Origin of the sequence: Wolbachia endosymbiont (group A) of Pipizella viduata (genome assembly GCF_964028555.1) — a bacterium.
GTDB lineage: Bacteria > Pseudomonadota > Alphaproteobacteria > Rickettsiales > Anaplasmataceae > Wolbachia.
In genome coordinates, this window is sequence record NZ_OZ034787.1 from 1,309,683 (window position 1) to 1,327,799 (window position 18,117).

Genomic DNA, 18,117 nt, shown 5'->3' on the forward strand with positions numbered 1-18,117 from the left:
TTCATTTGAGAAGAGTTACGGTAATCTATCCCACATCTCAACTACATCCTTATTAAACTCTATTATCTCTACTTTTTTAAATTGGTAACAGTTGTTGATGGATTGAATTCCTAAATTCCCTATAAAGGGGATGGCATCATTACCTAAAATTTTACCACTGCGGCAGATTATCAGCCTGTCGATTAAACTATGCTTCAGTAGCTCTGTGATTAACACTCCTCCACCTTCAACTAATAACCTTGTTATGCCAATTTCTGAAACAAGTTTTGATGCCATGTCTTTTAGGCAGACTTTTCCAGCATTGTTTGAATTAACTACTAAGTAGTTAATATTTTTTATTTTTTTCTTTGCTTTATCGTTTGTAATCACCCAAGTTGCCGCCAAGCCTCTTGATGTCATCCAAGTAGCTGACACTGGGATCCATTCTTCTTCTTTTTTTCTAGATTCCAGCGTCACGCGCTGGAATGACACCGAAGAGTGAGCTGTTGGCTCTTTGCTTAAATCATAGCTATACAAGGGACCTGCAGTCTTTGCAATATTATGCTCTTCCTGCAATTTTTCCTGGCTATCAATAATTAGCCTTATTGGCGATCTATTTTCAAGTCCTGGTAATCTGCAAGTTAAGAGTGGATTATCGTTAATAAGAGTATTGCTGCCAATCATAATTGCATCATATTTTGCTCTGAGCTCATGCACCCAATTTCTCGTATCTTCACTTGTTATCCATTTGCTATCGCCTGTAAATGTTGCGATTTTTCCGTCAAGAGTTGTTGCAATTTTGCAAGCTATAAATGGTCTATGAAATTCTTTAGTGGTGAAAAAACCGACATTCAGTTCTTCTGCCTCTTTTTGCATAATACCTTGCTCAACTTCAATTCCTGCTTCTTTCAGAGCTTTAATGCCTCCACCTGAAACTCTGCTATCTGGGTCAATAGTTGCAATTACTACCCTTTTTATTCCAGCTCTTATGATTTCCGCAGTACATGGTCCTGTAACTCCAAAGTGGCAACATGGCTCGAGCGTGATATACATAGTTGCACCATGGGTTAAACCTTCTGCACTTTGCAAAGCAACCACTTCTGCATGTGGGCGCCCACCTACTCCTGTATATCCCTCACCAATGATTATACCATCTTTTACAATAACACACCCGACAGTAGGATTTGACGCAACATTCCCAAGATTTTTTTCTGCAAGCCTTAATGCAATTGACATGAAATGATCATCAGTCATTAGAAAGAAGTCATTTCATATGAAGTGTCGAATATTCTCCTGTGCTCATGTATAGCAAATCTATCTGTCATTCCCGAGATATAGTCGCATATTACTATTGAACGCTGGGATTCACAAGCAAGTTTGCTCCACTCTGTAGGAAGTAATCTTGGATTTTCATAAAAACATTGAAAAAGTTCCTGTATTATGCGTTTCGCTTTGTTCATCGTTCTACTCAGTTTATAGCTTCTGTATATTTTCTCCATGTTGAATCTTTTCATTTCTTTTGTAGCATTCGCAACTTCTGGTGAAAATGTGACTAGCATTTTATTTAGACTTCTTACGTCTTCTACGCTTTTTATTTTGTGATTTTCAATATTTCTTTCAGTCTGAGAAACAACATCACTTATCATAGTTCCTATAGTTCCACTCAGTGATTCATGTATGAGTTTGCTCTGAGGCAATTCTGAATATCCGCTCCTTACGTCTTTAAACATTTTTCCAATTAAAGGGACATTCAGCAAATCTTCGATGGTTACTAAATTTGCTCTGAGTGCATCATCAAGATCGTGAACACTGTAAGCAATATCATCGGCAATTGAAGCAACTTGCGCTTCAATGCTTGAAAATTCCTCAAGTTTTAGATCATATTTTTCATTATATTCTAATAACAGCTGATTATTTGTAGAAGACTCCGCGTTTTGACCAAGCAAGGGACCATTATGTTTTGCAACCCCTTCAATCACCTCCCAACTTAGATTCATACCATCAAAATCAGCATGTTTTTGTTCAAGATAAGTTAAAATCCTTATAGCTTGAACATTATGATCAAACTCATACTTCTCACTATCAACTTGAACTAGAGCATCCTCACCTGTGTGACCAAATGGGGGATGACCAAGGTCATGTGCAAGCGCTATGCATTCAGTGATGTCCCCATCTAAGCTGAGCCTGCGTGCGATGGATCTTGCAATTTGTGCAACTTCAAGGCTATGAGTCAGCCGAGTGCGATAGTAATCGTGCTCGTAATTGATAAAAACTTGTGTTTTGTACCCCAATTTCCTAAACGCATTAGAGTGAACAATGCGATCCCTATCACGCTGAAAGCAGCTGCGATTCTCATCTTCTGGCTCTTTGAAGTATCTCCCTTTTGTTTTGCTTGGAAAGCATGCATAACTTAATAGAAAATTATTGTTTGACATGTAAAATTTCTACTATAATAAATTATCAATAATAAACGGTGGTTACTATGTCAACAAATTACAACATCAACTTAACTGATAATGCACTAAAAAAAATCCACTTTCTTGCAGAGCAGGAAGGGGATAAGAGTTCCGTTTTGCGGGTTGCAGTTTCAGGCGGTGGATGTTCTGGCTTCAAATACAATTTTCTTATGGATCAAATGAATAAAAATCTATCTTTGGATGATGAAGATGATGATTACGATGATGAGTTTGATGACGAAGACGAAGATGATGACTATGAAGAAAGCGAGGACTATAGAAGCCACTCCAATTTTAGCGAAAAAGGTAAAGATATAGTAATTAATGATGAAAATGGCAATCCTGTATTAATGGTTGATAATTGTTCAGCAAAATTTTTAAATAACTCAGTTATAGATTATACTGAGGATCTCAGTGGTTCTGGTTTTCAAATAAAGAATACCCTTGCTAAGTCTCAATGTGGTTGTGGTAACAGTTTTTCGGTTTAATTATTACCAAAATTTAGATGCCTTCTGGGTCTTTTAAACATGGGTGATAATGTAGCTCTAGAACTAACTTCTGTAGATAAAAGCTTCAAGGACAATTCTGCTGTTGTAAAAGACATCAACCTAAGTGTCACAAGAGGGCAAGTAGTAGCGCTGATTGGCAATTCAGGTGCAGGAAAAACAACTATATTGCAAATCGCAGGCTTGTTGGACAAGCCAACTTCAGGTATAGTTACGATAGATGGAATAAATTGCACACAAGCCAATAATAAGCATAAAACCCATGTAAGAAGAAATTTTCTTAGTTTTGTTTATCAATTTCACTATTTGTTACAAGAGTTATCGGTGTTGGAAAATATTATGCTTCCTCAACTTATTGCAGGAAAAAGCAAAGCTGAAGCAAAAAAAAATTCGCAAGCAATGTTGGAAAAATTTGGTCTGGAAAACAAAGCAAGTAGCATGGTATCTGAAGTTTCGGGTGGGGAAAGGCAGAGAGTTGCAATTGCAAGAAGCATTGTAAATTCTCCAAAGCTTTTACTTGCAGATGAGCCAACAGGAAATTTAGATCCAACAAATTCTTTTAACGTGTTTTTACTGCTACATTCATACGTAAAGGAAAATAACAGCTCTATGCTTATAGTAACGCACAATCATCTCCTTGCAGAAAAGGCAGACTGCATTTTCCAATTGAGAGATCGATCATTAGTGAAGTTGTGAATAGGAAAAATAGCACAATTTAAAACTACCTATGCCTTATACTTATCTAACCAATGATCATTAACAGAGTACAACTCGCATGAAACGCTTTCATTGCTTTTTATACACGGACTTTTTAACTTACGCTGTTTACTTAGGGAACACCCCGATAACATAAACACAGCTAAAACAAAAAATAATAGCTTTTTAAACATAACAAAACCTTTTCATTTATATTACTACACTCATTTCTCTTGTTTGTAAAGGTTAGGCATATTCTTTTACCCTTACCTCTTTTTTGACCTTTTGAGAAGAAATAGCTGCACTGTTTAAGCGCAGTTTTATATAACCATCTACGATTTGAGTCACTTCCTCTTCTTTATCCCTTAGAAAGTGATTAGTATCGTCTATTATATGGTATTTCATGTGATCACTTTTTACTGAATTTATTAACCTTTTTGCTAATTCTGTTACATCGCTTTCTTCTGAGATTGTATCGTTACTGCTTTGTATTATAAGCCCAGAAACTGGACAGGGAGAAAGAAAAGAAAAATCGTACTTAGTTGCCGGAAGAGAAAGAGCAATAAAATCCACTATCTCAGGGCGACGCATTGTTAGCTGCATAGCCACCCATGCTCCAAAAGAAAAACCAGCGATCCAAATTGGAACGTTGCTAGGATTATGTTCCTGAAGCCAATCAATAGCTACCGCAGCGTCAGTTAATTCTCCTATACCCTTATCAAAAGTTCCGGTAGATTTTCCCACACCACGAAAGTTAATTTTCAATGCAGAAAAATTGTTATCGATAAAAGACGTATATATACCATGTACAATTTTACTACCCATATTACCACCATATTGAGGGTGATGATGTAAAACCAGCACAACCGGCGCGTTGGCATCTTTGCTTTGGTGGTATTCACCTTCTATCTTTCTTGTTGCATTATTCAAAAAAACTTCTACCACGGTAACTCCTAATAAAAACCTGCTTGACAGGTATTGATGACATGAATTATTAATTATGTATTAATTTCGCTGTTTTTGCAATAAATTTTTTATCGTGTTAAAGCTAACGTACATAGTTATGGCTATAGTTGATGGTAAACTTATTTAAGTGACAGATGAGTCCATTCTCTTTAGAAAATAGTGGTTACGTATATGCTGATTACAATGCAACTGCTCCAATTAGTGAGAATGTAAAAAAAAGTATATTTGAGGTCTTGTTAAAACAAACGCTCAATCCATCATCACTACATAAAAGAGGACAAGAAGCGAGGAAGATTCTTCAGGATGCAAGAGATAACATACGTGATGCTCTTGGTGTTCCAAGTGATAAAGAAATAGTTTTTACGTCTGGTGCGACTGAAGCGAATAACCTTGTTATGAGAGGAATAGCAGGCTATCTGCATGTAATTTCAGCTATAGAGCATCCTTCAATTCTTAATTCTGCATGTAATCCATATATAATACCCGTTAATCTGGAGGGCATTGTTGACTTTTTAGAGCTAGAAAAAATTCTAAGCAAACTTAAAGGAAACAAAGCAATAGTTTCAGTTATGATGGCAAATAACGAAACCGGAGTTATTCAGCCTGTTAAGGAAATAGCTGAAATAGCACACAAATTTGGAGCAATTTGCCACACTGACACTGCTCAAAGTGTTGGGAAAATTAAAGTTAATATGGAAGATTTAGGAGTGGATTTACTCACTTTATCCGCCCATAAATTTGGCGGTGTAGCAGGCAGTGGAGTTTTAATATTCAATAAAGAACTTGCGATAGAACCTATTATAATAGGTGGTGGACAAGAGAAGGGATTTCGTGGTGGTACGGAAAATATTGTTGCGATTGCAGGCCTTTCTGCTGCACTGCAAAATACTCCAGACCTTCTATCAAAAATGGATGAAGTAAAGGAGCTACGTGATCAATTAGAGTGTGAATTATTAAATCTTGCCAGTGATATAAGAATCTTCGGTAAAAACTCTAAGAGGCTGCCAAACACAAGTTTTATTTATATGCCAGGAGTAAAGAGTGATGTGCAGCTCATGCATTTTGACTTGAATCATATTGCAGTTAGTAATGGTTCTGCATGTTCTTCTGGAAAAGTTGAGCCTTCCCATGTTTTGCTTGCAATGGGGGCAACAAAAGAGCAAGCAGAGTGTTCAATTAGAATCAGTATAGGTCCAGAAACTAAACCACAAGACATAAAAAAAATAGTGGATTGTTGGTATAATATCTACAAGAAGAACACCTTGGTATAGATAATACGTGGTATCATGCAGGGAGCTATAAATTAGATGTAAAAACTTACTTGACACCCTTCGCCAGCCCCCTTATCATAACAGTGAAGCTATTTATTTATCTTCGCAATCTCTGCAGTGGATTAATGACAAAAAACTTAATGTATTTGGCGTAAATCATGCTTAATTTTTGCACTATGTCCACCTCATGTCTTTATAAAACTTCTAGGTTTCTACCTATATAAGCTGAAACGTGCTTATAAAGCGTTTAAGACAGTAAAAGACGTCAAATAGACAAGGGAGAATTTGAATACTAGCTACCCTGGGGTTTTTTTGCCTTTTTTTCCGCTCAGTAAATTTCTTAACGTTTATAATTTAGGTTAATCGCATTTAAAAGCGGCTGAATCGTAGCGTTTAGAATAAAAAACGCCAATATTTTGAAGTACATATAAATAACTAGTCACCAACGGGGCTTCTTTTGCCTTTTTTTTCGTTTGGTAAATTTCTTAATATTTATGGCTTAGGTTAGTTACAAATTAAGAGCAATATTCACGGAAATGGTGTCATTCCAGTGCTTGACACTGGGCACTTTAGACAATGTTACAAAAATAATATCATAGAATTCAATAGGATAATTCCTGGTGTACAGTCCCAGAGTGTGATGGTATGATAAAATATGAGAAAACAATACCATCAAAGGAGGAATTATGGGACCATACACCTAGAGGCTGTATTACAAGAATTTTGGGCGAACTTAGTTATGTGTAATATATTATCGCTTCATATGTGTGATGCACAAGGGCCTTGGAACCCAGATCAAATTACTGAGTATCGTTTAAATTTTTCAGTTTTATTTGGTGTAATGAGGCAGAAACTTTATCAAGTACTTATTGCGCCAAAAAACTTTCAAGCCCTTTTTAAGCATGCGTGCTAAAGTTAAAATTCGACCAGGGCAGCCACAATAAGGTAGATAAGCCCAAACGCCATCATGTTTTTAGGAGAGTTTGCTAATGGAGGCTCTTAAGTTGACGCCATTGGCTGAACGGATACCTCTTAACTTGACGCGTATGGTTTATTTAACACTCCCAACGGTTACAAATAATTCACCATTTCTTCTGGTTTCACTATCCTTTCAAACTCCTCCTCAGTGAGCAGTTGAAGTTTTGCTGCTGCTTCTTTTAGAGTGATATTTTCTTTATAAGCAAGCTTCGCTATTTTTGCTGCATTGTCATACCCTATATGCGTATTTAATATAGTGACCAACATTAACGACTGATTCAGTAAATCTTTTATCCTCTCTTCATTTGCCTTAATACCAACTACACATTTTTCTGTAAAATTTAAACTTGCATCAGCTAAAAGTCTTATAGACTGCAAAACATTGTAAATTATCACTGGCTTAAACACATTCAATTCAAAATGACCGTTTGAACCACTAATGGTCACAGCAACATGATTTCCCATAACTTGAGTGCACACCATAGTTACTGCTTCACACTGAGTTGGATTCACTTTACCTGGCATAATTGAAGAACCAGGCTCATTTTCCGGTAACATTATTTCCCCAATTCCACATCTTGGACCAGAACCAAGCAACCTTATATCATTTGCAATTTTCATTAAACTGACTGCTACTGTATTGAGTGTTCCACTGAGCTCAACTAAAGCATCGTTTGCTGCTAGCGCTTCAAATTTATTGCCTGCTGAAGTAAATGGAAGATTAGTAATTTCTGCAACTTTGCTTGAAAAATCTTCAGCAAAACCCTTTTTAGTATTGAGTCCTGTACCAACCGCAGTGCCACCTTGTGCAAGCTCGTATATACCACTTAAAGTTAATTTTACTCTCTCTATCCCCTTTTTAATCTGGGCTGCATAGCCAGAAAACTCCTGTCCCAGTGTTAGGGGCGTTGCATCTTGTAAGTGAGTGCGTCCTACTTTTATTATATTTTTAAATTCCTGAACCTTATTATCCAGCACCTTATGCAATTTTTCAAGATTTGGAATAAGCAAGCAGTTTATTTGCTCTGCTGCTGCTATATGCATTGCTGTTGGAAAGGTGTCATTTGATGACTGACCATAATTCACATGGTCGTTTGGATGTATCGGAGATTTACTACCCAAATTACCACCTAAAATCTCTATTGCGCGATTGCTGATCACTTCATTCATATTCATATTAGTCTGCGTTCCGGATCCGGTTTGCCAAACAACAAGCGGAAATTCATTATTAAATTTGCCATCTATTACTTCCCTTGCGGCTGCGCAGATTGCGTCCCCTACCTTATTATCTATGCTACCCTGCTTCATGTTAACACGTGCTGCTGCAAGTTTTACTATTGCTAATGCTTTAATCAGAGGCTCTGGCATTTTTTCTGTGCCAATCTTAAAATTTTCTAAAGAACGTTGAGTCTGCGCTCCCCAGTAATGTTCACTTGGTACTTTTACTTCCCCTAAGCTGTCTGATTCTATTCTCGTTTTTCTATCCATATTTTCCTTCTTAGCGTCATGCAAACTGGTTCACTACATAATTTTTTCATGTCTACTTCTTGGTTAATTAAATCATACTAGATCCAAGTAGTCAAGTGTGACCTTACCCAGAAAAAGTAGAGAGAAAGTTAAGACGTTTTTGGAGTAAAATAAAACGTTTTTTCAAAATATGGCAAATAGTTTATTCTCTTTGTAAAAAACATTCCAAACTTTCTCTCCACTTTTTCTGGGTAAGGTCAGTTCAGCTATAGGCAGCAATTTTCTGTATTTACTTTAAATTGAAGAAAGCTCAAATGAAAGATCGTGTTTTGCTAAAAATCACAGAATGCAGTCTGGTTACAATTATTTATCACTAGTGCCTAAAGTGATCTCCTTTATCCTCTCATCTGCTAGTATTTTTAATTCCTCACCGTATCTATAATAATTTCGCTTTATAACGTGTAACTCATCAGCAGAAGAAGAATCTAATTTAGGGTAATATTCGTAATCGCAATTTTCTTCGATGTCCTCAATGCTTATAGATGATGCTAAAAGTGGAAATAGAATTAATAGTAAAGTTAGTAGGATTCTTGTACAACTATTACACCACGTCCTGGGTGTCATTCCAGCGCGTGACCAGAGAAAAAAAGATATGGATCCCAGTGTCAAGCACTGGGATGACAGAAGATAGTGCAAGAAATTTCGTAAAAAGCTTTTCATACCAATTATTTAAACTCAATTGTGTTATAAATATATTAATAGCGAAAAAAGAAAAACAAGGTTTAATTTTCTTTTTTATTTGCGATTTATCTATTAATTAACCGTGAAAGGTTACGTGTAATGCTCCTTCACATAATTATCAATAATTGCCTTAAATTCTTCAGAGACATTATCACCTTGTAAAGTTTTGAAATACTTGCCGTCTTTGTAGACTGCTGAAACAGGTTTTTCTCCATATCCAGGCAAGCTGATTCCCAAATTTGCGTGTTTGCTTTCTCCAGGACCATTTACTATGCATCCCATAACAGCAATGTTCATATGCTCTACACCTGGATTTTTTTTCTTCCACATCGGCATATGAGTTTTTATATAGCCATTCACTTCTTCAGTTAATATACGAAAACGATCGCTACTCGTGCGCCCACAACCAGGACATGAATTAACCTGAGGGTTAAAGTGTCGCAAGCCTATAGATTGCAATATTTCCTGACACACCACCACTTCATTAGTACGCAATTCACCAGGACGTTGAGTCAAAGAAGCCCGTATTGTATCTCCAATGCCATTTTGCAATAAATAAGTAAGCCCTGCTGCGGTATTTACCACACCTTTATTGCCCATACCAGCCTCAGTTAAACCCAAATGCAGCGCATAATTGGAAGATTTTGCAAGTGCCATATAAACTAAAATTAAATCTTGTACTTTGCTAACTTTACATGAAATGATTATTTTGTTTGAATTTAGACCAATTTCTTCAGCTTTTTTTGCACTATCAAGAGCAGACATTACAAGTGCTTTGCGCAGTATAACATCAGAAGGCCTTGCATTACTAAGCAAAGAGTTTTCATCCATCAGTTTTTGTAAAAGGTATTTATCAAGACTACCCCAATTTACCCCAATTCTAACAGGAAGATCGTGCATTATTGCATACTCTATCACCCTTTCAAATTTCTCATCACGTTTGTCGCCAAAGCCTATATTGCCTGGATTGATTCTAATTTTACCCAGCATTTTGATGTTGTCTGGATAATCTTGAACTAATTTATCTAGCTCATATTGACCGCAGCCTACCAATATTTTACCGTCAAAACCTTCTTTATTTATCTCTTCTACTATATAAGGTATTGCCCTTGCTACTTCCTCTGAATTCAAAGCAATCCGTACTAACTCTGAACCTGCGCGCGCTAGTTCTGTTATTTCTTTTGCATAATGTTTTGCGCTACTTTTTATATCATCAGAATCTATATGCACACCAAGCGCCATAGATTGTACGACTATAGGATTATTTCCACCTATCTTTACTTTTCCAACTTCTACAACATGAGTTTTGTGCCTGGAAATTGGCGATAATTCATATGCATCGTCATTCAATATCAGGTCTTTATCTAGCATATTATTAATGGCCAATATTGTGATACTATTTTACTGTGTCAGCTACGCTGCCAAATGAACTTGAACCATTCAAACTATAAGCATCTACGTTATCCAAATTAGCAATAGAATCATGTGAGCACGTTTTTCTTGATGGATTTTCTTTTATAGTGACATTTATAGGAGAAACTTTTTTTTCTCGTGTTGAAGTAACTTTCTTCCCTTCTTGTTGTTCACTTTCATGCTGCTCGCTTTCATACTGGGAAACTGGCTCTTGATCTATAAATACAGCACCCTTTAAACGTGCGATATTAATACCATGCTGATTTATCATAGCGCTCTCTTCATCGTCGACTATGCACGCTTCCATGTCATTTGGCTCATTATCAAGACTAGCAATTTTTTTCTCTTTTAATTTTTTGATTAGATCTTCTTTATTTATAGCTCGATCTTGTAACTTTTTTTTCTTGAGGAGCTCCCTACGCTTCTCATACAGTTTATATGACTCAGCAAAATCCTCATCTGTATGAAAGTTTGCACCACCAGGGTTACCAGGAGGTATGTATCTCTTACTGAGCTTAGATTTAGCTTCAGCACTATGCACAGTAAAAAAGCTAGAAACCAAAAACATTAATATAAATAAAACTTTAGAAAAAACCCTAAGCATATGGTGCTATAGTAAATATCGTGTTTTAAAAGATAGCAATTAACGAACTTTAAGTAAACCAGAATCTTTACTAACTTTACAATAATATGTTACAAATATTTTTCTAAAAAGTGATATGTTTGCTATCAAAAAAACCTACATAGGCTAAGAGAAGAGTAAGGTGTTACAAGCTATGTAACACCTTCTTAAGAAGAGTGTTATGCAGCTATATAGTTTGCACTTTTAAGTTATTCTGTAGTTTTTCAGTACCATCGGTAGTATCTACATTACTAAGTTTTGCTTTTGGTGTATCTTGATCAAGCGAGTTCTTTTCTTTCTCCCTCTCAAGCTTAACTCCCTGATAGATGCAGAATGCAACAAAAGAAGTTATCGCTATTGCGGCAACAGCACTGACTATGGCACAAATTAGTAGTGTTTTTTCTTGATCTGCTACTGCTTCTGTGAGTGTTTCCACTTTTTCTTCTAAACCTGTGAAGTTTTCTTGCAAGCCTGTAAACTTTTCTTGCAAACCATTGAATTTATCTGATAGATCTGTTGACAAACCGTCAAATTTACCTGACAACTCTGTAAATCTTTCTGATAAACCACCGAATTTATCTGACAGTTCTGTTACTTGTTCTGGCAAACCTTTGAAGTTTCCTAATAGCTTCTCTAGTTCTTCTACTTGTTCCTGCAATTTTGTTATGTCTGTTATGTCATTGCCAGACAAACTATACCAAGCATTACTCAAAATATTTGACATTTTTACCCCCTAATTAATTAATATATTACTATTGTACGTTCTTAGTACTTAAATTAGCATTAAATCAACTGTCATTATGTATTGACCTTTTAATAATTTTGTTTGACTTGCTTTTTGAAAGTGCAAAAACTTAAGTTAATGTATTACAAGGTTGCTATTCAACCAATATCTCTCTCTTTCCTGAGTAATTTGGAGAGCTGACAATTCCTTCTTTTTCCATTCTTTCAACAATATTTGCAGCTCTGTTATAGCCTATTCTAAGTTGTCGCTGAATGTAACTGGTTGAAACTTTTTGATCTCTTTGAATGATGGCCACTGCTTGGTTGTAAAGGTCGTTTTCTTCATCCTCTGTTTCACCTTCTGATTCCACAGAAGAATTTTCATCTTCTTTGGTAATTTCCTCCATGTAATTTGGCTCACCTTGCATTTTCAGATGATTAACTATATCTTGCACCTCATCATCGCTCACAAATGGACCGTGAACTCGAACGATCTTACCACCAGAGGCCATATAGAGCATATCACCCATACCGAGCAATTGTTCAGCTCCTTGTTCGCCAAGTATTGTACGGCTATCTATCTTAGAAGTAACAGCAAAACTGATTCTCGTTGGAAAGTTCGCCTTTATCACACCTGTGATCACATCCACAGATGGGCGTTGTGTTGCCATTATGATGTGTATTCCTGCAGCACGAGCCATCTGAGCTAAACGTTGAATAGAGCACTCTATCTCTTTGCCAGCAACAAGCATCAAATCTGCCATTTCATCCACGATCACTACAATATACGGAAATGTCTCCATCTTGATTGGTATTTTTTCAAACAAAGGTTTGCCTGTTGTTGAGTTAAAGCCAATCTGCACAACGCGCTCCAATTCTATTCCACTATTCATCGCTTCTGTGATTTTTTGGTTATAGTTTATTACATTGCGTACATTTAAATACGACATCATGCGATAGCGATTTTCCATTTCTTTCACTATCCACTTAAGAGCAATAACAGCCTTTTTTGGCTCTGTTACTACTGGCGCCATTAGGTGCGGTATTGCATCATATATTGAAAGCTCAAGCATTTTTGGGTCGATCATTATCATCTTACATTCATCAGGACTTAATCGATAAACGAGCGAAAGAATCATAGTGTTAATCGCAACTGATTTACCCGACCCTGTGGTTCCAGCAACGAGCAAGTGGGGCATTTTAGTCAGATCTGCAATAACTGGTTTTCCACTTATTTCTTTGCCAAGGGCAATTGGGAGATTTAAGTTTGCATTCTGGTATTCTGGTGATTCAAGCAAATCACGCAGCATTACAATTTCTCGTTCCTTGTTCGGCAACTCTATTCCCATAGCATTTTGCCCACGAATTATTGAAATACGTGCAGAGAGTGCACTCATCGAACGTGCAATGTCATCTGCAAGGCCAATTACTCTTGCAGATTTCGTACCAGCTTGTGGTTCAAGTTTGTATAAAGTCACAACCGGCCCATAGCATACACTGATAATTTTTCCTTGCACGCCAAAATCACTCAGGACTTGTTCCAGCAGAGATAAATTTTTATTGCTCTCCATTTCATTCAGCTGCTTTCTCTGCAAAGACTCCTCTGCTTTAGAAAGTAAATGAATGCTTGGAAACTCGAACTCACTGGAAGGTTTAAAAATTTCTTCGGTAGCTTTTTTCTGTCTTTCTTTTGGTTGTTGTTTAGTAGTGATTTTAGTTCTATGTTTTTCTTCTACTACTAATGGTGCAACTGAATATTCAGCAGTTTTATGTGATCTGAAGAATGGAACATTTACAAATAAGCAAGCTATTTTTTTACATAAGAAGAATAGAGAGTAAATTGCTCTCTTCCAACCAACCGATCCTACAAGACCTATTGATGTTACTATCACAAATACATAAAATGGGCAGTTATTAACGAGTGCATTCCCTATTATTCCACTGTGTCTGTACCTTGCAGTGATGCCTAGCGAAAGTTGTGGTAATATAGCACATACCCCTAAATCGATTAATATTAAATAGAGAATTTTCAGCAGTATTTTTGCTGGCCTGAAGATCAACAAGTAAACTATGGTTGTAGCTATTGTAACACTAGTTAATCCAAGAAATTGAACCAATATATCAGCTAAATATGAACCTACTATTCCACCTAAATTTGTCACTTCCTTATTTGTAGCCGTGTTTAAGGAAGGATCTTTATAGTTGTAGCTAAAAACTGATATATATACATATATTAAAAGGGATAGATATATTGCTGATTTTAGATATTTTTTTAACATCTACCTAAAGTAGTAAGCTACTGTATATTTTACAAAGTGAATTGTTATTAGCAATATCATTATAGATAAATCTAATCCGTTGAATGGTGGTATATACCTTCTGATAATTTTCAATGGTGGGTAAGTCAGCTGATTCAAGGTGCGCATTATGCGATTGACAGTATCATTATACACGTTCACTATATTAAGCCTAATCAGTAAATCTAGGACAATCCAACATATTAGAATGAAGCTATAAAGATCAAGTAACGTGTTGAGTAGATATATAATTGGATGCATGCATATCTATTACACGAAAGTTATAATAAAGACAAGTATTTAGCCTTTTCAAACTCAAAATGTTGTTTTTGCTGAACCAAAAAAAACTTCATTTTTTGAGCTGCACCTAAGGTAGGAGGAAGGAGGGCTGTATAAAATATATTTAATGTTTCAGTAGGTCCAATATTGCCTGCTTGTAAATATTGTCCCTGTGTCCTATTGAAACAATAATTACTATACGTTTTGCAGTATTTACACGATAGACAATACGGTAATCATCAGCAACTTTTATTCTTCTATATCCCTTTAATCTCTTGTGTAGCAACACACCGTTACCAATAGGATCAATCTCAAGATACTTTTTTATTGCGTCTTTAATACTTGGCTTTACATCTTTCGGCAAGAAAGGCAAATTTCTTTTAAGAACATGCTTTAGATATTTAATGGTGTATCGCTTATTTCCAGATGTCTTCACTATCCTCTACTTCTTCTGCATCATCAGCATTTAACTCCCTAATAATTTTGGAAAATGCAATATCTTCCGCTTCAAGTTCGATTGCTTCCTTGACTAGCTTTTCTGTTAATTTTTGAACAGACTGCTTAGTGGCTCTAGCTAGTTCAACAAGATGCTGCGAAGTTTTTGGGTCAAAAGTTATACTAATTCCTGAATCTGCCATATGTTTTACCAAATTCTACTGACAATTATACAACATTTTTCTGAATTTTTCAATAAAGAAAGTTGATGATATGTAAGAAAAATTTTGCCACCTGCGTTAATAAACAATTAAAGATTTAGCATATTTGTCTACGATAGTATTCCTCTATTCTATTACTTAAGTTAGACCACTTTTTTCTATTAATATTTTTTGTTTACAAAGATGAGCAATTACTCATCACGCAGTTGATCTATGGATATAATACTACCGTTTGATAATTTTTCAGTACATTTTTCACTTTTGTATTCTTTATCAGAATCGATACTGATTTTGTCAAATATTAAAATATCTCCTGAAATTTTATCACGAAACTCACTAATAGCAAAAAACGGTATAGTAATTCGCTCTTGTTTTCCTTGAAAACTCAAACTGACGCTAAATTTATCCTCAGAAACTTTTAAATCATAGAATTGATGCTGTAATATAATAAGCATTTGAGTGGGGTATGACTTTTTCAAACGATCTGGCATGGTCACACCATTAAAATATGTGAAAAATAATATTTCTAAATGAGGGATAAAACCATTACCTGATATAACATCTAAAGTCTTTTTGATAACTTGAAACTTGGCAGAATTAAGCAATTTTTTGTAATCTGTTTGCTCCATATAACTTCCACATACGTAAATTTTTGGGGAACTTCTGTTACCCGGCGTTCCCTGAACCGTGCTTATAGCAATGAAGTTATAGTGCTTAAATTAAGCAGCTATTGCATCATTGTCTTCAGCAGCAAAATTATCGTTTGCATTTAAATTATGAACTCTTAGCGGTGGTGTCTAACCGAGCAAAACTACCATCTTTACTATGCATGTCGATCCTTATTCGCCCCCATATAAATTAAAAATATGGTGGAGGCGCCGAGTACTGCCCTCGGGTCCAATACACCTATTACAGGGTGATTTTATTGCTATAGTACACAAAATGTACATAGCTGTTATATAGCAACATTAAATAAATGTCAAGATATTATGACCTTAAGTTGATTTATTGCTAAGACAAAATTAAGATTTCCAGTAAAAAATTCTGTGACCTTACCCAGAAAAAGTGGAGAGAAAGTTAAGAAAATTTTTTACAAAAAGAATGATGAATCACAATGTTCAGGAATGCAATAATTAATAGCAGAATGCCTACGCTGTTTTTTGTAAAAATTTCTATGTATTCAAATATAGCAGTTCTAGCTTGTTGAACAGAGTGCTTAGGTGTACAGTTCCAAAGTGTGATGGTATGATATATAAGAAATTGCCATCGAAGGAGGAATTATGGTTACACCTTTACAACTTTGTTATATTACGCAAAAAGACTCAAAACTCTCAAAACCTTATGAATTTATATGTAACCAGTGGACACAAGCATCCTGAATTATTTATACTAAATCAATACCATCACACTTTGGACCTACTTCCTTATTCATTCTCACAATCCGTGAACGGTTACAAATACTGGAGTTTACCCTTTTTCTTGTTATTTTTTTAATCTATAGTTAGCATTCAAAACCATATTCGAAAAGTATCTCATATATTTCCAGATTTTTTCAATGCTGTTTATTTCATCCTCAACATTGTCTCTACCTTTATGAACTAAGTTACAATTTAGCAGCATTAAAAATTATAACGTATTCCTACCTCCAGAGTTGCATCTGGTATTTGTAATGCTTTTATACCACTTAGTTGCCCGCCTGCAGCAATACCAACTGCACCAACTATCTGTGGAGCAATTTCATAATCAACACCGACCTTCAGTTTATAGGAAATAGAACCCAGTATTTTATCTACTACAGATGCCTCCTCTGCAGCAGCTCCAGTAACCTCACCTGCACTCGAAGTAGTGGTAGCTCCTGGATCTTGAGGTTTTGAATCTTTGCTTTTACCACCTTCACCAAAGCCAAAAGGTATTACTTGTAAGTATCCTCCTAAACCTCCACTGACATATAGTTTAACAGGATCAATATCAAGGTCAGGGTAATAACGATAATTTGCCAATAAGCTAGCCCCTATTTTCCTTGTATCCTTATTAGCAATATCACTCATGTTAGCAAGAACCTCAAGTTCAAACTTAGAGTTTTTGTCATGATGATAACCAAAAACAACGCTAGGTTTCATTACAAAGCCACCACCCCATCCAGCACCAAAGTTTAAACCTGCATAGTACTGATCTTCTGACTTACTTGCACTATTATTAGCTGCACCTGCTAGAGATGAAGTAAGCAACACAGCCAAAACGCATAATCTCTTCATTTTCATATAACTCCTCATACAAAAAAATATATAATGCATAAGTATATATCCTTTATATTAAAAAAGATATAACCACATGTCAAAAAAAGTATACCCACAAAGTAAAGGATGTGCTACTCGGATGTATCCGTTCAGCAGAATGGCAAAATAGGTAGACAAGATAAACCAAAAAATCAAGAAAAAGTGAGTTTACAACAAATGGTGTCATTCCAGTCTGGAATCCAGCTTTTTCATAATCATCAAAACGTTGTATTTTAACATAAAACGGCTACTTTTATGCTTACCAACTTAATAAATTTCCTGGATTGTATATTAAATCAAAGTCGCAAGACTATAATGAGCAAGCTGTTAACTGGATTGATTGGGTGGAATCTTAGTACACTCCTAGCTAGAAAAAATGTAGTACGAACGGTAGGGGGATCTAAAAGATCGAATCACAATCCTGTACAGCATTTGCATTATTATTTGATTATATTTATAGGTACAAAAATGGCTAGAACAGTTTTTATGGGTATTGATGTTTCAAAAGAAACACTTGATATCTCAATCAACAATAAACATCAGCGTATAGAAAATGTAGAGACAGCTATATCTGAGTTTATAAAGTCAAAAATGGCTAACGTATTTGTTAAGTTATGTGTAAACAGGAGGTTATGAGAAACTTGTAATAAAGTTGTATAACATAGCTGTTCATAGAGCTCACCCAAATCGGGCATATGCATTTGCAAAAGCCTGCAATCACTTTGCAAAAACCGATAAATTAGATGCAAAACTGTTGGAAAAATATGCTGAATTCATCGCAAAAAACGATG

The 18,117-nt window shown here is 35.7% G+C and carries 18 protein-coding genes, 1 other RNA gene and 1 pseudogene; 5 read left to right on the plus strand and 15 right to left on the minus strand.

Annotated features, from left to right (window positions below; translation table 11 throughout):
• Positions 1–15: 15 nt before the first annotated feature.
• Positions 16–1,233, minus strand: coding sequence for a bifunctional diaminohydroxyphosphoribosylaminopyrimidine deaminase/5-amino-6-(5-phosphoribosylamino)uracil reductase RibD (gene ribD / locus ABWU50_RS06415; protein WP_353275825.1), 1,218 nt, complete (start codon positions 1,231–1,233; stop codon positions 16–18).
• The gene (locus ABWU50_RS06420) at positions 1,233–2,414 is read right to left on the minus strand and encodes a deoxyguanosinetriphosphate triphosphohydrolase (protein WP_353275826.1); all 1,182 of its coding nucleotides are present in this window, start codon (positions 2,412–2,414) and stop codon (positions 1,233–1,235) included. The genes ribD and ABWU50_RS06420 overlap by 1 nt, the downstream gene beginning before the upstream one ends.
• A gap of 47 nt (positions 2,415–2,461) precedes the next feature.
• Between ABWU50_RS06420 and ABWU50_RS06425 the strand changes: the two genes are divergently transcribed.
• Both ABWU50_RS06425 and ABWU50_RS06430 read left to right on the plus strand, forming a co-directional pair.
• Positions 2,462–2,923, plus strand: a complete 462-nt coding sequence (locus tag ABWU50_RS06425; RefSeq protein ID WP_253309915.1) for a HesB/IscA family protein — start codon at positions 2,462–2,464, stop codon at positions 2,921–2,923.
• 39 nt (positions 2,924–2,962) lie between these two features.
• Positions 2,963–3,637 carry an ABC transporter ATP-binding protein gene (locus ABWU50_RS06430; RefSeq protein ID WP_253309781.1) on the plus strand — a complete coding sequence of 225 codons (675 nt, stop codon included), beginning with the start codon at positions 2,963–2,965 and terminating at the stop codon, positions 3,635–3,637.
• 246 nt (positions 3,638–3,883) lie between these two features.
• Here the strand turns inward: ABWU50_RS06430 and ABWU50_RS06440 are convergent, their stop codons facing one another.
• Positions 3,884–4,582: an alpha/beta hydrolase gene (locus tag ABWU50_RS06440; RefSeq protein ID WP_353275827.1), complete on the minus strand. Its 699-nt coding sequence runs from the start codon at positions 4,580–4,582 to the stop codon at positions 3,884–3,886.
• A gap of 155 nt (positions 4,583–4,737) precedes the next feature.
• On the opposite strand from ABWU50_RS06440, the gene ABWU50_RS06445 reads away from it, so the two are divergent.
• Together ABWU50_RS06445 and ABWU50_RS06450 are read left to right on the plus strand one after the other, a co-directional pair.
• On the plus strand, positions 4,738–5,874 hold the full coding sequence (locus ABWU50_RS06445; RefSeq protein WP_353275828.1) for a cysteine desulfurase family protein: 1,137 nt from the start codon (positions 4,738–4,740) through the stop codon (positions 5,872–5,874).
• A 697-nt stretch (positions 5,875–6,571) separates the two neighbouring features.
• Positions 6,572–6,864: pseudogene (locus ABWU50_RS06450) on the plus strand (IS4 family transposase); the annotation flags it as partial.
• An 81-nt stretch (positions 6,865–6,945) separates the two neighbouring features.
• Here the strand turns inward: ABWU50_RS06450 and fumC are convergent.
• From fumC to ABWU50_RS06510, 12 genes are all read right to left on the minus strand, one after another.
• Positions 6,946–8,340 (minus strand): class II fumarate hydratase, encoded by a 1,395-nt coding sequence (fumC, locus tag ABWU50_RS06455; protein WP_264731291.1) that lies wholly within the window; start codon positions 8,338–8,340, stop codon positions 6,946–6,948.
• A 342-nt stretch (positions 8,341–8,682) separates the two neighbouring features.
• The gene (locus tag ABWU50_RS06460; RefSeq protein WP_264731293.1) at positions 8,683–9,039 is read right to left on the minus strand and encodes a hypothetical protein; all 357 of its coding nucleotides are present in this window, start codon (positions 9,037–9,039) and stop codon (positions 8,683–8,685) included.
• A 111-nt stretch (positions 9,040–9,150) separates the two neighbouring features.
• Entirely contained in the window at positions 9,151–10,431 is a 1,281-nt protein-coding gene (gene ispG / locus ABWU50_RS06465; protein ID WP_353275829.1) for a flavodoxin-dependent (E)-4-hydroxy-3-methylbut-2-enyl-diphosphate synthase, read from the minus strand.
• Positions 10,432–10,456: 25 nt separating this feature from the next.
• Positions 10,457–11,077 (minus strand): TRP75-related protein, encoded by a 621-nt coding sequence (locus ABWU50_RS06470; RefSeq protein ID WP_341822948.1) that lies wholly within the window; start codon positions 11,075–11,077, stop codon positions 10,457–10,459.
• 205 nt (positions 11,078–11,282) lie between these two features.
• The gene (locus tag ABWU50_RS06475) at positions 11,283–11,819 is read right to left on the minus strand and encodes a hypothetical protein (RefSeq protein ID WP_353275830.1); all 537 of its coding nucleotides are present in this window, start codon (positions 11,817–11,819) and stop codon (positions 11,283–11,285) included.
• Positions 11,820–11,973: 154 nt separating this feature from the next.
• The gene (locus tag ABWU50_RS06480) at positions 11,974–14,097 is read right to left on the minus strand and encodes an FtsK/SpoIIIE family DNA translocase (RefSeq protein ID WP_353275831.1); all 2,124 of its coding nucleotides are present in this window, start codon (positions 14,095–14,097) and stop codon (positions 11,974–11,976) included.
• The gene (locus tag ABWU50_RS06485) at positions 14,098–14,376 is read right to left on the minus strand and encodes a YggT family protein (protein WP_253309879.1); all 279 of its coding nucleotides are present in this window, start codon (positions 14,374–14,376) and stop codon (positions 14,098–14,100) included. It abuts the gene before it with no gap.
• A gap of 142 nt (positions 14,377–14,518) precedes the next feature.
• On the minus strand, positions 14,519–14,830 hold the full coding sequence (locus ABWU50_RS06490; RefSeq protein ID WP_353275832.1) for a type II toxin-antitoxin system RelE family toxin: 312 nt from the start codon (positions 14,828–14,830) through the stop codon (positions 14,519–14,521).
• A complete protein-coding gene (locus ABWU50_RS06495) occupies positions 14,811–15,032 on the minus strand; it encodes a hypothetical protein (RefSeq protein ID WP_253309905.1) in 222 nt (73 codons plus the stop codon). Before ABWU50_RS06495 ends, ABWU50_RS06490 begins: the two co-directional genes overlap by 20 nt.
• A 209-nt stretch (positions 15,033–15,241) precedes the next feature.
• On the minus strand, positions 15,242–15,679 hold the full coding sequence (locus ABWU50_RS06500) for a ClpXP protease specificity-enhancing factor SspB (RefSeq protein WP_264736028.1): 438 nt from the start codon (positions 15,677–15,679) through the stop codon (positions 15,242–15,244).
• A 22-nt stretch (positions 15,680–15,701) separates the two neighbouring features.
• Positions 15,702–16,037: a transfer-messenger RNA gene (gene ssrA, locus ABWU50_RS06505) on the minus strand.
• A 632-nt stretch (positions 16,038–16,669) separates the two neighbouring features.
• Positions 16,670–17,311, minus strand: coding sequence for a hypothetical protein (locus ABWU50_RS06510; protein WP_264687874.1), 642 nt, complete (start codon positions 17,309–17,311; stop codon positions 16,670–16,672).
• Between the two features lie 483 nt (positions 17,312–17,794).
• Between ABWU50_RS06510 and ABWU50_RS06515 the strand changes: the two genes are divergently transcribed.
• Complete coding sequence (locus ABWU50_RS06515; protein WP_341811913.1) at positions 17,795–17,962, plus strand: hypothetical protein; 168 nt, start codon at positions 17,795–17,797, stop codon at positions 17,960–17,962.
• The last annotated feature ends 155 nt before the right edge of the window (positions 17,963–18,117 follow it).

Bases quoted from the DNA above. Each gene is read 5' to 3' on its own strand.
- ribD (WP_353275825.1), bottom strand. From the start codon at position 1,233: ATGACTGATGATCATTTCATGTCAATTGCATTAAGGCTTGCAGAAAAA.
- ABWU50_RS06420 (WP_353275826.1), bottom strand. From the start codon at position 2,414: ATGTCAAACAATAATTTTCTATTAAGTTATGCATGCTTTCCAAGCAAA.
- ABWU50_RS06425 (WP_253309915.1), top strand. From the start codon at position 2,462: ATGTCAACAAATTACAACATCAACTTAACTGATAATGCACTAAAAAAA.
- ABWU50_RS06430 (WP_253309781.1), top strand. From the start codon at position 2,963: ATGGGTGATAATGTAGCTCTAGAACTAACTTCTGTAGATAAAAGCTTC.
- ABWU50_RS06445 (WP_353275828.1), top strand. From the start codon at position 4,738: ATGAGTCCATTCTCTTTAGAAAATAGTGGTTACGTATATGCTGATTAC.
- fumC (WP_264731291.1), bottom strand. From the start codon at position 8,340: ATGGATAGAAAAACGAGAATAGAATCAGACAGCTTAGGGGAAGTAAAA.
- ABWU50_RS06460 (WP_264731293.1), bottom strand. From the start codon at position 9,039: ATGAAAAGCTTTTTACGAAATTTCTTGCACTATCTTCTGTCATCCCAG.
- ispG (WP_353275829.1), bottom strand. From the start codon at position 10,431: ATGCTAGATAAAGACCTGATATTGAATGACGATGCATATGAATTATCG.
- ABWU50_RS06470 (WP_341822948.1), bottom strand. From the start codon at position 11,077: ATGCTTAGGGTTTTTTCTAAAGTTTTATTTATATTAATGTTTTTGGTT.
- ABWU50_RS06475 (WP_353275830.1), bottom strand. From the start codon at position 11,819: ATGTCAAATATTTTGAGTAATGCTTGGTATAGTTTGTCTGGCAATGAC.
- ABWU50_RS06480 (WP_353275831.1), bottom strand. From the start codon at position 14,097: ATGTTAAAAAAATATCTAAAATCAGCAATATATCTATCCCTTTTAATA.
- ABWU50_RS06485 (WP_253309879.1), bottom strand. From the start codon at position 14,376: ATGCATCCAATTATATATCTACTCAACACGTTACTTGATCTTTATAGC.
- ABWU50_RS06495 (WP_253309905.1), bottom strand. From the start codon at position 15,032: ATGGCAGATTCAGGAATTAGTATAACTTTTGACCCAAAAACTTCGCAG.
- ABWU50_RS06500 (WP_264736028.1), bottom strand. From the start codon at position 15,679: ATGGAGCAAACAGATTACAAAAAATTGCTTAATTCTGCCAAGTTTCAA.
- ABWU50_RS06510 (WP_264687874.1), bottom strand. From the start codon at position 17,311: ATGAAAATGAAGAGATTATGCGTTTTGGCTGTGTTGCTTACTTCATCT.
- ABWU50_RS06515 (WP_341811913.1), top strand. From the start codon at position 17,795: ATGGCTAGAACAGTTTTTATGGGTATTGATGTTTCAAAAGAAACACTT.